At 71.6% G+C, this 11,881-nt stretch carries 11 protein-coding genes and 1 riboswitch; of the genes, 4 read left to right on the top strand and 7 right to left on the bottom strand.

Annotated features, from left to right (window positions below; genetic code table 11):
- Positions 1–49 precede the first annotated feature (49 nt).
- Complete coding sequence (locus AC1RSK_RS11725; RefSeq protein WP_492907720.1) at positions 50–2,035, top strand: esterase/lipase family protein; 1,986 nt, start codon at positions 50–52, stop codon at positions 2,033–2,035.
- On the opposite strand, the gene AC1RSK_RS11720 is transcribed toward AC1RSK_RS11725, so the two are convergent.
- Positions 1,982–2,737, bottom strand: a complete 756-nt coding sequence (locus AC1RSK_RS11720) for a dienelactone hydrolase family protein (RefSeq protein WP_492907719.1) — start codon at positions 2,735–2,737, stop codon at positions 1,982–1,984. The two genes, AC1RSK_RS11725 and AC1RSK_RS11720, sit on opposite strands and share 54 nt — an antisense overlap.
- Before the next feature lie 138 nt (positions 2,738–2,875).
- Here AC1RSK_RS11720 and AC1RSK_RS11715 point away from each other — a divergent pair, with 138 nt between their 5' ends.
- Positions 2,876–3,712: an isocitrate lyase/PEP mutase family protein gene (locus tag AC1RSK_RS11715; protein ID WP_492907718.1), complete on the top strand. Its 837-nt coding sequence runs from the start codon at positions 2,876–2,878 to the stop codon at positions 3,710–3,712.
- 183 nt (positions 3,713–3,895) lie between these two features.
- Here AC1RSK_RS11715 and purH read toward each other — a convergent pair whose 3' ends face one another.
- The 6 genes from purH to AC1RSK_RS11685 form a co-directional block, all read right to left on the bottom strand.
- Positions 3,896–5,476 (bottom strand): bifunctional phosphoribosylaminoimidazolecarboxamide formyltransferase/IMP cyclohydrolase, encoded by a 1,581-nt coding sequence (gene purH / locus AC1RSK_RS11710; RefSeq protein WP_492907717.1) that lies wholly within the window; start codon positions 5,474–5,476, stop codon positions 3,896–3,898.
- A gap of 22 nt (positions 5,477–5,498) precedes the next feature.
- Positions 5,499–5,580, bottom strand: a riboswitch (ZMP/ZTP riboswitch).
- 226 nt (positions 5,581–5,806) lie between these two features.
- On the bottom strand, positions 5,807–7,519 hold the full coding sequence (locus tag AC1RSK_RS11705) for a heparinase II/III family protein (protein WP_492907716.1): 1,713 nt from the start codon (positions 7,517–7,519) through the stop codon (positions 5,807–5,809).
- A gap of 15 nt (positions 7,520–7,534) precedes the next feature.
- On the bottom strand, positions 7,535–8,182 hold the full coding sequence (rpe, locus tag AC1RSK_RS11700) for a ribulose-phosphate 3-epimerase (protein WP_492907715.1): 648 nt from the start codon (positions 8,180–8,182) through the stop codon (positions 7,535–7,537).
- A gap of 187 nt (positions 8,183–8,369) precedes the next feature.
- Positions 8,370–9,650: an RsmB/NOP family class I SAM-dependent RNA methyltransferase gene (locus AC1RSK_RS11695; protein WP_492907714.1), complete on the bottom strand. Its 1,281-nt coding sequence runs from the start codon at positions 9,648–9,650 to the stop codon at positions 8,370–8,372.
- Between the two features lie 40 nt (positions 9,651–9,690).
- Positions 9,691–10,074, bottom strand: a complete 384-nt coding sequence (locus AC1RSK_RS11690; RefSeq protein WP_492907713.1) for a hypothetical protein — start codon at positions 10,072–10,074, stop codon at positions 9,691–9,693.
- A gap of 87 nt (positions 10,075–10,161) precedes the next feature.
- Complete coding sequence (locus AC1RSK_RS11685; protein WP_492907712.1) at positions 10,162–10,587, bottom strand: hypothetical protein; 426 nt, start codon at positions 10,585–10,587, stop codon at positions 10,162–10,164.
- A 55-nt stretch (positions 10,588–10,642) separates the two neighbouring features.
- Here AC1RSK_RS11685 and AC1RSK_RS11680 point away from each other — a divergent pair, with 55 nt between their 5' ends.
- Complete coding sequence (locus AC1RSK_RS11680) at positions 10,643–10,885, top strand: DUF1674 domain-containing protein (RefSeq protein WP_492907711.1); 243 nt, start codon at positions 10,643–10,645, stop codon at positions 10,883–10,885.
- A 139-nt stretch (positions 10,886–11,024) separates the two neighbouring features.
- The gene (locus AC1RSK_RS11675) at positions 11,025–11,846 is read left to right on the top strand and encodes a hypothetical protein (RefSeq protein ID WP_492907710.1); all 822 of its coding nucleotides are present in this window, start codon (positions 11,025–11,027) and stop codon (positions 11,844–11,846) included.
- Positions 11,847–11,881: the final 35 nt, after the last annotated feature.

The following is an 11,881-nucleotide window of genomic DNA, read 5'->3' as shown; positions in this document are numbered from 1 at the left end:
CGAGACGGTCCGTCCGCGCCCGGCCATCCTGGCCTTGAGGGAGCGCGACATGACCACCATCCAAACCGAAACCACCGACCCCAAGCCGACCTTCCGGCGGGCTCGCGAGGCGCTTCTCACCGCCGCCAGGGCGGCCGGCGGCGGTCCGGTCGTCCTCGGCCCGGCCTTTGGTCTCGGCGCCCTGCGTGACGGCATTCGCTTCACCGACGCTGTCGACCAGCGCCAGTGGGAGTCGCTGCTGGCCGAACTGGTCGACGGCGGCCGGGCCGGCGGCTTCGGTTCGGTGCGGGAGGTGCTCGATCTGGCCTGGGGCGGCGATCCCGGGGTTACGCCGATCAGCCTGATCCACCTGCGCTACCAACGGCCCAGCCGGCCGCTGTCCCACGCCCTGCTGCGGACTGAACGCGACGACGCCGCCATCGAGGCCAGTCCGGCCCTGGCCCAGTTCGAGACCCAGACCGCCTTCGCCGCCTGCGCCGTCGTGGCGCCGGCCTGGTGGGGTTTCGAACGGCTGCCCGACCGGCATCGCGGCCTGCGGGTCCGCTTCCGGCTGGCCGCCGAGCTGCTGATCTCCGACGGCGCCCCGCCGACCGACGTCGAGATCGACTTCGACGACGGCGAGGGCTTCCGCCCCATGGCCTGGGGCGCCGAGCAGACCGTCGACTACGACGCCGAGGGCGACCGCCGGGTGGTGCTGCGCGCCACGACCACGCAGGGCGAACGGACGGCGGCCTTCAGGATCTCGGTCGCGGCCGACGAGGGGGCCGCCGATGACGGCGGTGTCGTCGCCCGCCTTGCCGACGACACCCTCGACGACGGCAGTTTCGCCCAGGTCTACTTCGGCCGCGGCAACTCCAGCGGCAAGGTGCGGCGGCCGATCCTGCTGGCCGAGGGTTTCCCGGGCGGCAATCCGGTGCGGATGATCTACGACTACTTCAACGGCTGGACGCCGGAGGGCTGGAACCCCAACGCCAACCTGGCCGACAGCCTGCGCGAGCGCGGCTACGACGTCGTCATCCTGATCTTCGGCAAGAAGGGCGCGGCGATCCAGACCAACGCCGCCACCTACCTTCGCTACCTGCAATGGGCCCGCGCCCAATGCGGCGGCCCGGTCGCGGCCCTGGGGGGCAGCATGGGCGGCCTGATCGCCCGCTACGCCCTGGCCTGGGCCGAACACAACCGGGTCGACATCAGCTGGGTCAGCCTGCTGATGACCTTCGACTCGCCCCACGTCGGGGCCAACCTGCCGATGGCGGTGCAGTTCACGGCCCGCTACTTCCGGGCCCGGGCGAGCGACGTCAACACCCTGCTGAACTATGACTGCGCCAGGCAGATGCTGATGCACCAGTACTGGGGCGCGGCCTCCGAACCGATCGTCAAGAAGACCTACACCGACTTCTACGCCGAGCTGGAGGGCCTGGCGAAGGGCGGCTTCCCGACGGGAATGAAGACGTACGCCGTCTGCAACGGCGCCCGCAACGGGGCCCAGCTGGCCCCGCCGGAGTCCCACGCCCTGACCGTCAGGCGGGGCTGGGGCCTGGGGCCGCACTACCACGCCATCCTCTACACCACGGCCAACCGGCCGCTGCCCCAGCCGCTGGCCTTCGCCAACTGCTACATCAGCGACCTCGGCTATACGACCATCTACAGCATCACGGCGCCGGAGGGTTTCTACACCCGCGACGGCTGCGCCGGCGGCCGGGCGCCGCACTTCGCCCAGACGCGGGACGCCCTGAACCCGCCCTGCGCCGGCCCCTCGATCCAGCTGGACCATCCCAACAGCTGCTTCATCCCGGCCTACAGCGCCCTGGGCCTGAAACGGCCCGGTGACGCCTACGGCTTCAAGCCGGAAGATGTGCGGCCCGGCCAGACGCCCTTCGACGAGTGGTACGCGACGGGCGGCAACACCCAGCACTGCACCATCGACGAGGGGACGAAAAACTGGGTGCTGCGGCTGTTCCCGGCCCAAACCCTGTCAGGGTCAGCCGATGCCGCCGAGAAAGCCCCCGAACCGGCCGAGGTTCTCGCGGAATAGCGCCTCGTCCCGCTTCATCGGCGAGAGGTTGAGCAGCATCTCTTGCGGCTGGTCGAAGGCATGCGTGCCTTCGACCATCACCGTCTCGACCGCGCAGCCGCTGGCCCGGGCCCGGGCGTAGGCGGCCTCGTGCAGCTTGGGCGGCCCCAGGTGGTCGTGGCGGGCGATGACGCCCAGGACCTTGGGCTTGTAGAGCCAGTCGCGCTTGGCCCCCCGCGTGCCGAAGTTGACATAGGGGTAGCTGAGAAAGGCGCCCTGGACGCCGTCCAGCAGGCCGGGGCCCGCGCCGCCGATGCGGGCCTCGGTCTCGCTGGCCAGGGCCATGGTCATCAGGTCCATGATCGCCCAGCCGCCGTGGCTCCAGCCGGCCAGCACCACCCGGGTCGGGTCGACGTCCTGGCGCTGGCCCATGCCGTAGATCGTCGCCAGCACGTCGCCGGCCCGTTCGAAGCCCCAGAACTGGGTGCCGGTGCAGACGAAGCTCAGGCCAAAGGCCCGGCTCCAGCCGCGCGGGGCGAAGCTGTCGACGATCACCGAGCGCCAGCCGGCCGCCGTCGCCCGCGCCGCGTAGGCGTCCAGGTGCGCCTGCACGCCGCCGCAGCCATGGAACAGCATGACGACCGGCCGCCTGTCAGCGTCGGCCGGGCCATGGACCACCGCATGCGGTTCCAGCCTGGCCCAGCGGGCTTCGAGCGTGTCCATGCGGCGCCTCGCGTTCATGGGCCGCAGGATATCCGCCGGCGTTCAAAATGCAAGTGATCATTCACTCACATCCTTGCCGCGCTTGTGTTCCCGATCTGTTCCAGCCATGCTCGTGGCGACTCAGATCGAGGGACCGCCATGACCCCGCAAGCCCAGGCCGCTCAAAGCTTCCGAGCCCTGCACAAGGCCCCGCGCGGTTTCATTCTGCCCAACGCCTGGGATGCGGGCAGCGCCGTCCTGCTGGCCTCGGAGGGTTTCCCGGCCCTTGCCACCACCAGCGCCGGCATCGCCTTCTCGCTGGGCCGGCCCGACTACGCCGTCGAGAATCCGGCTCTGGCGGTGTCGCGTGAGGCCATGCTGGCGCGGGTCGCCGAGATCGTCCGGGTCTCGCCGGTGCCGGTCAACGCCGACCTTGAGGCCGGCTGGGGCGATGCGCCCGAGGCCGTGGCCGAGACCATCCGCTTGGCCATCGCCGCCGGGGCGGCCGGCGGCAACATCGAGGATGTCCGCCAGGGCGGCGGTCTGCTCGACGAGGCGCTGGCGGTCGAGCGGATCGCCGCCGCCCGCGCCGCCGCCGGTCCCGATTTCGTGCTCAACGCCCGCACCGATCCCTTCCAGACCTCGATGGACAATCCGCTGGCCGAGGCCGTCCGCCGGGGAGCGCGCTTCCTCGAAGCCGGGGCGGATTGCGTCTTCGTGCCTGGCGTCGGCGACCTGGCCTCGATCCGCACCCTGGTCGCCGAACTGCCCGGTCCGCTCAACCTGGTCGCCGGTCTCACCGCCATGGAGGGCGGGGTGCGCACCTTGCTGGACCTCGGCGTGCAACGGATCAGCGTCGGCGGCTCCATCGCCCGCGCCGCCCTCGGCCTCGTCCGCCGCGCCGCCCGCGAGCTGCGCGCCGAGGCGGCCATGACCTACGCGGAGGGCCAGATCCCCCAGGGCGAACTCAACGCCCTGTTCTCGAAACGGCTCTAGATATCCCTCCCCTTTATGGGGAGGGACAGACGGCGAAGCCGTCAGGGTGGGGAAGTCGGATGCAGCGCGCCCAAAGCCCGCCGTCCTGACTCCCCAAGATCACTCTCGTCCGGGCTGGAACCTGAGTTCCCCACCCTGCGAGGCTCCGCCTCGCTGTCCCTCCCCATAAAGGGGAGGGAGGAGTCAGTGCCGAAATACCCTGATGCCCGTGAAGACCATGGCGATCCCCGCCGCGTCGGCCGCCGCGATGACCTCGGCGTCGCGCATCGAGCCGCCCGGCTGGATGACCGCCGTCGCCCCGGCTTCCGCCGCCTGGATCAGGCCGTCGGCGAAGGGGAAGAAGGCTTCCGAGGCGCAGGCGCTGCCGGTCAGGTCGAGGCCGAAGTCGGCGGCGCGGATGGCGGCGATGCGGGCGCTGTCCTTGCGGTTCATCTGGCCGGCCCCGACTCCGAGCGTCTGGCCGCCACGGGCGAAGACGATGGCGTTGGACTTCACATGCTTGGCGACGGTGAAGGCGAACAGCATGTCGCGGACCTCCTCATCGGTGGGCGCGCGTTTGGTGACCACCTTGAGGTCCGCCGCCGTCAGCCGGGCGGTGTCGCGCGACTGCACCAGGAAGCCGCCGGAGACGGAGCGGAACACCTCGCCGGTGGAAAAGGCGTCCGGCATGCCGCCGGTGACCAAGAGGCGCAGGTTCTTCTTGGCCTCGAACACGGCGACGGCGTCGTCATCGGCCTCGGGGGCGATGACCACCTCGGTGAAGGTCTCGCAGACCTGCTCCGCCGTGGCCCGGTCGAGCCGGCGGTTGACCGCCACGATGCCGCCGAAGGCCGACACCGGATCGCAGGCCAGGGCCCGGGCGTAGGCTTGGCCAAGGTCGGCGCCGAGGCCGACGCCACAGGGGTTGGCGTGCTTGACGATGATGCAGGCCGGCTCGTCGAACTCGGCGGCCAGCTCGAAGGCGGCGTCGGTGTCGGCGATGTTGTTGTAGCTGAGTTCCTTGCCCTGCAGCTGGCGGGCGCATGCGACGCCGGGCCGCTGCTCGCCGGTGACGTAGAAGGCCGCCGACTGGTGCGGGTTCTCGCCATAGCGCAGGGTCTGGCGCAGCTCGCCGCCGATGGCCCGGCGGGCGGGGGCGGCCTCGCCCAGTTGTTTGGCGAACCAGCCGCTGATGGCGGCGTCATAGGTGGCGGTGCGGGCGAAGGCGCGGGCCGCCAGGTCTTTCCGAAGGGCCAGCGTCGTGCCGCCGGCCTTCAGCGCCTCGACCACCCGGGCCATGTCTTCCGGGGCGGTGCAGACGGCGACGTAGCCGTGGTTCTTGGCCGCCGAGCGGATCATCGCCGGCCCGCCGATGTCGATGTTCTCAACGCAGGTCTCGAAGTCGCCGCCGGCCGCCACCGTGGCTTCGAACGGATAGAGGTTCACATAGAGGATATCGATGCCGCCGATGCCGTGCGCCTCCATCGCCGCCGCATGGGCCGGCGCGGCGCGCACGCCCAGCAGGCCGCCATGGACGATCGGGTGCAGGGTCTTGACCCGCCCGTCCATCATCTCCGGAAAGCCGGTCAGGTCGGCCACATCCTTGACCGGCAGCCCGGCCGCCGCGATGGCGCTCTTGGTGCCGCCGGTCGAGACCAGCTCGACACCGAGGTCGTGCAGCGCCTTAGCGGTCTCGATCAGCCCGGTCTTGTCGGACACGGAGATCAGCGCCCGTTTGGCGACGACGGTATCGGGCGAGGGCGGGAAATCGGGGGCGGCGGGCATGGCGGACTCCGGCTGTGGTTGGAGGTCTCGCCCAGGCGCGCGGCAGATGGCGTCGTCAGCTCCCCGGTGGTGACCCACCTCGTGCGCCAGTCGCTGAGACGAGCTGGCTCTTACAGGAAGTGGCGGGGAGTCGCCACCTCCGATCCTTCTCCCGCTTGTCGGGAGAAGGTGGCCCGCGAAGCGGGTCGGATGAGGGCAGAGCGGAAGGAGAAGGGTGGCGATAGCGCGATACGCGCCAGAACGCGCGTCGCCAGACGGGCCGGCGCTGCCCTCATCCGTCGGCCTGCGGCCGCCACCTTCTCCCGACAAGCGGGAGAAGGAACGCCGTGGCTAACCCTCCGCCCGGCTCATCTTCCACCGGATCCGCCCGCCGATATCGACCCGCACCTGTCCCTTCAGCACCACCTGGCTGGACCGTCTCGGCCGGCCGTTCTCGAAGTGGGCGCTGGGTTCGACCGAGACCTCGATGGCGTCGTTGCGCAGCCACCAGCCCTGGTCGGTGGGGCCTTTGAGCAGCACGCTCTTGCCGTCGCGGGCCAGGCTGGCGCGGGCGTCGGGGTGCAGGTGGAAGCGGACGGTGAAGGGCAGGTAGCGGCGCGGGCCGTCGGTCGGCGGACCCTCGAACACCGGGCGGAAGGCGTCCTCGCCGCGCAGCTCGCCGGCCGCCAGGTCGAGGTAGAGGCGGCGGTCGTGGATCAGGCCGAAGTCGGCGGCCCAGCCGTCGTGGCTGCACTCCAGCCAGACCCCGGCGTCGGTATCGTGGCGGCGGACCTCGACCTGCCTGGCCGCGCCCTCGAGGCGGGGGCCGATGCCCCAGGCGGTCAGGCCGCGCAGCGGCTCGCCGGCCGAGGCGTCGGAGAGGGAGGCGGTGCTGGCCCCGTCGGTCAGGCGCAGGGCCTGAGGCGCGGCGGCGTCGGGGCTCCAGGCGCAGCCGGTCACCAGCCGGTCGGCGCCGGCCAGGATCTCCATCCCCAGGGTCTGGGCGCAGGCGGTGGCGCTCCACGGCCCCTGGGCCGGCGCGGCCCCGTCGAGCATCAGGGTCAGGCCAGCCCCGTCGAGCCGGTAGTAGCCGCCATGCGGCGCCTTCAACGGCGGCGGGCCGGCGTCCTCCTCATGGGCCAGGGCGGCGGCGATACGCTGCGACGCCACGGCCTCGCCGCCCTGGAAGCTGGCCAGCCGCCCGTCGGGCAGGGTGAAGAAGCGGGCGGCGGCGCTCAGCCGGTCGATGGCCCGGCTCATCTCGTCCGGCCCGGCCTGGCCGCGCTGGTGCAGGGCCTCGTCGAGGGTCAGGAGGTCGAACAGCAGTTCCAGGCCCGCCTGCGGCGAGCGGGAGGCGTGCATGCCGTCGGGGGCGACGGCGGCCGGCAGGCCGGAGGTCAGGGCCGCCATCGACCTGTCGATCAGCTGCTCGCCCGCCTCGCCGGCCAGGGCGCAGCCGGCCACCCCAACCACGACCGCCCGCTGCAGGGCCCGTTCGGGATGGATGGAGATGTCGGCCAGGTGGCGGGCCTGACGGGCCAGGTCGCCGGCCAGCACGGCCCGCTCGGCGTCGGAGGCGACGGAGGCCAGCCGGCGGGCGGCGCAGGCCAGGTTGAACACCCGCCGCTCCAGGCAGTCATGGCCCCAGGAAAAACCGTTCCAGCGGCCGAAGATGCGCCGCCAGTCGGTGACCAGCCGCAGGGCGGTGCGGGCCCCGGTGTCGTCCTGGGCGACCAGGTCATGCAGCCAGCCCATGCGATGCAGGGCGACGGCGAAGGCGCGGTCGGGGCTGGGCTTGTCGAACGGGTCGCCGTTGGCCCCGACGCTCATCCGCGTGCCGGCCAGGTCGAAGATGCCCTGAGCCAGGCGCCGGCCCTCGGCGCTGTTCACCGGCCGGCGGTCGCGCGGGTTGGCGGCGAAGCCCTCCACCGCCGGGCGGCTGAGCATCAGCTGGTGCAGCGGGTTGCCGAACCACTCCTGCTCGCCCTGCCGACGGGCCGCGCCGGCCCAGCCCCTGACCGTGGTCAGGACCGGTCCGGCGATGTCGCGGCGCGGCGGCTTCACCCCTTAAGCCCCCTGTCAGCCCCTGAGGGCGGCGATGTTGGCGGCGTAGGCGTCCGGCCCGCCCTTGAACACGGCCGAGCCGGCGACCAGGGCCGTGGCCCCGGCGGCGATACATTGCGGGGCGGTGACGGCGGTGACCCCGCCGTCGACCTCCAGGATGATATCGCGGCCCGAGGCGTCGATCATCCTGCGCAGCCGCTCGATCTTCTTCAGTTGCGAGGCGATGAAGCTCTGGCCGCCGAAGCCCGGGTTGACGGTCATCACCAGCAACAGGTCGATGTCGTCCATCATGTATTCGATGACGTCGGGGCTGGTGGAGGGGTTGAACACCACCCCGGCCTTGGCCCCCAGCTTGCGGATCTGCTTGAGGGTGCGGTTGAGGTGCGGCCCGGCTTCGGGATGGACGCTGATCAGGTCGGCCCCGGCCTCGCGGAAGGCTTCCAGGTAGCTGTCGACCGGACTGATCATCAGGTGGACGTCGAAGGGGATGCTGACGTGCGGCCGCAGGGCCTTCACCACGTCCGGGCCGATGGTGATGTTGGGCACGAAGTGGCCGTCCATGACGTCGACGTGCACCCAGTCGGCGCCGGCCGCCTCGATGGCGCGGCATTCCTCGCCGAGCTTGGAGAAGTCCGACGCCAGAATGGAAGGGGCGATAATCATGGCCCCATGGCTTAGCGGAGACTCACGCGAGGGGCCAGCGGTCGCGGCTCCAATCACAAGAGCTGTCATCCTCCGGCCGCGCAGCGGACCGGGGGACCCATCTGTCCGCGTGAAGAATGCCTGGAGTCTTCCCAGAGCCGCCTTGGGTCCCCCGATCCGCGCTGCGCGCGGCCGGAGGATGACAGCCTTAGTTGCGCCTGAGCCGCGCGGCGAAGAAGCCGTCCTGGCCGCCCTCGCGCTGATGGGGCAGCAGGCGCAGCCAGCCTTCCTTGGTCAGGGAGGCGGCCGGGGCGCCGCCTTCGCCTTCCGCGCAGGGTTCGGTGGCGAAGTCCTTGTGGCGGGCCAGGAAGGCGCGGACCTGGGCCTCGCCCTCTTCCGGCTCCAGCGAGCAGACGCAGTAGACCAGGCGCCCGCCCGGGGCGGTGCGGGCGGCGGCGCTGTCCAGCAGGCGCGACTGCACGGCGGCCAGCTTGGCGATGTCGCCGGGGCTGGCGGCCCACAGCACGTCCGGGTGGCGGCGGAAGGTGCCGGTGGCCGAGCAGGGGGCGTCGAGCAGGACGGCGTCGAAGGTGCGCGTATCGTCCCAGCGGGCGGCGTCGGCGGCGACCACCTCGGCGGCCAGGCTCATGCGGGCCAGGTTCTCGGTCACCCGCTTCAGCCGCTCCTCGGAGCGGTCGACGGCGACGGTGCTGGCGCCGCTGGCGGCCAGCTGCAGGGTCTTGCCGCCCGGCGCGGCGCAGAGGTCGAGCGCCGTTTGTTCGGCGTTGGCGTGCAGCAGGCGGGCGGGGATGGCGGCGGCGGCGTCCTGCACCCACCAGCGGCCCTCGGCGAAGCCCGGCCACTGGGCGACATCGCCGCGCTGGGCGACGCGGACGGTGCCGCCGGGCAGGGCGGCCGCCTCCAGCTGGGCGGTCAAGAGTTCGATGTCGTCGTTGGCCCGCACTGTAAGATCGGTGGCCGGCTCATTCGCGATCTCGGCGGCGATGGCGCGGGCGGCCTCGGGCCCCCAGGCGTTGGTCCAGCGGGCGAACAGCCAGGGCGGGCACAGGGCCTCGGCATCGTCGGCCGGGGCCCCGTCGCGCAGCAGGCCCCGCAGCACGGCGTTGACCAGGCCCTTGAAGGCCCGGCCGGCCTTGTCGGCGGCGGCGATGTCGACGCTGGTCGAGACGGCCGCATGGTCGGGGGTGTCGAACCAGAACAGCTGGGCGACGCCCAGGCGCAGCAGGTTGCGGATGCGCGGCGGCGGCTCGCGGTTCAGCTTGGGCGCCAGCAGCCGGTCGATGTGGCCGAGCCGGCGCAGGGTGCTGAGCGTCAGGGCCCTGGCGAAGGCGCGGTCGCGGGCGTCGAGCGCCTTCAAGGGGCCGGCGGCGGCCGCCTCGTCGATGCCGCCCCGGCGGTCGAGGGCGGCTTCCAGCAGGGTGAGGGCCGCGCGGCGGGCGGCCAGGTCGTCGTAAGGTGCTTGGGTCACGCCGCTCCCCTGCGCTTTTCGGGCGCGGGGATCAAGGCATTCAGGCGGCGGCCGGCTTGCGCCAGTTGCCGAGCAGGGAGACGATGAACAGCAGCATGCCGAGGATGGTCGGGACTTCCGCGGCCATCATCACCGGACCGGGCAGCTTCTCCATCAGCACCTGCGGCAGCAGGGCGCCCATCGCCACCGCGCCAAACGCCGAGAGGCCGAAGTTGGCCCAGGCCAGTCTGGTATTGTAGCGCATGCCCGGCAGGGCGTAGACGCCGCCCATGATCGACAGGCAGACGAAGCCCAGCAGGTTGAGGTGGGCGTGGGCAGGGCTCAGCGAATGATCCCGGCTGATCGCCATGTAGGTGCCCCAGGCCATGCCGGCCAGGGCGATGAGGGCGGCGGTGGTCAGGAAGGCCAGTGAGACTTTCGGCATGGTCGTTCCCCCGAACGGCAGGAAAAAGGGGCCCCCCCCCCCCCTCCGGAAGCCGCCCCAGCAGGAGAACAGCGTTCCCCCGTTTGATCAAGCGGCGGCGAAAGTCCGGAGCCCGGACCGCGCCTTGCCCGCCCGGCGCAGACCGCCGATGACGGCGGCGCCGAAGGCCAGGAAGCCGAACAGGATGGAGAATTCGCCGATCATGAACACCGGAACGACCTGGGCCACCTCGACCCGCTGCGACAGCAGCAGGAACAGGGCGGGCGCCAGCAGGCAGACGCCCAGGTTCATCAAACCGAAGTTGACGGCGATCAGCCAGCCAGGCGTCTCCTTGCCGAGCAAGGCGTAGAAGCCGCCCATGATCGACAGGCTGACGAAGCCCAGAAGGTTGAGGTGGGCGTGACCGGGAGCCGTGGCGACATCATGGGTGATGCCCATGTACATCCCCCAGCAGACGCCGATCATGATGTAGAAGCAGGCGGCGGCGAAAAACACATAAGGCCAACGTGACATGGTTGTAATCTTTCCCTATACTTGTCGTTGTTGTTGGGAGCGCGCGTAGACCATCATGGCTGACGAACCGCAAGACGGTGTTCGATTAAATCTTGGTCAGGAGGCGGTGGCTGAAGTCCCCGGCGCCGCGCCCGGGAAGGTGCTGACGCCGGCGGCGCGCCGGGCGCTGGAGGAGGCGGCGGCGCGCAAGGCCGCGGCTCCGCCGGAGACGCGTCCGCCCGAGGACGGCGGCCCGGCCGGACCAGAGCCGACCCGCTTCGGCGACTGGGAACGCAAGGGAATCGCTGTCGATTTCTAGGGCGGCGCCGGACAGGGTTAAAAAGCACCAACCACGCGGCGCCTTAACCCTGCCCCTCGCCCGCCGGGCGCAGAGCGTCGCTGAGCCTCCTTTCGAGGCGTAGCCTGCCGGTCCTGTATCTGCGCCAGGAGTTCGGCCCATGACGCGTGCGTTGCGAAACACCGCCCTGCTGCTGGCGGGCGCCCTGGCGCTTTGGCCGGTGTCGCTGCCGGCCGCCGAGCGCGAGCCCTATCGCGCCCCGGCGGCCGGCTATGCCGATGACGCCTACGCCTACCAGCGCCAAGCCTCAGGCGGCGAGGCCTACAGCTATCGCCGCGAAGCCAGCGAGAGCGGCGGAGCGGCCGTGCGCGGCGAGGTCAACTGCCAGGGCTACTGCCTGCCGCCGGGCTATGTGATCGAAGAGCCGCCGCGAGCCGCCCCGCCCGTCCGCTACGACGAGGGTGGCTATGTCGGCGAGCCGGCCCATTACGAAGAGCCGCGCGGTTACGTCGGCGAGCCGGTCTATCACGACGAGCAGGCCCGGACCGGCGGTGGGCTGGTCTACGAAGCGCGCGAGGATCGCTACGGCGCGCGCCGGACCTCCTACGCGGAGCGCGGGGGCTACAGCTGGGGCTATGAGGAACGCGGCGGCTGGGACCGCCGCGATGACGACCGCGCTGACTGGGACCGTGACCGGTGCCGTCAGCGCTACGATGCGCGGGGGCGATTGCTGGAAAGCTGCGGCGAGATCCGCCTGAGCGACAGCTTCTTCTGGGGCGGCGGCGGGGTCGGCCCGGAATACATCGACGGCGGTGGAGGCGGCGGCGGGGGCGGCTATGCCGAAGCCGGCGCGGGGGCGACGGCGTTCGCCTCGGCCCGGGCCAGCGTCGGGGTCAGCATCCGCATCGGCGGCCGCGGCGGCCACAAGGGTGGCCATGGCGGCCATGGCGGCAAGGGCGGCTGCGGCAAGTGCGGGCACTGACACCGGCGTCGCGCTCCCTCCCCTTTATGGGGAGG

It is taken from the genome of Caulobacter sp. GW821-FHT11A05 (assembly GCF_058809015.1).
Note: the sequence above shows the minus strand (reverse complement) of the source record. Positions and strands in the feature narration are given on the sequence as shown.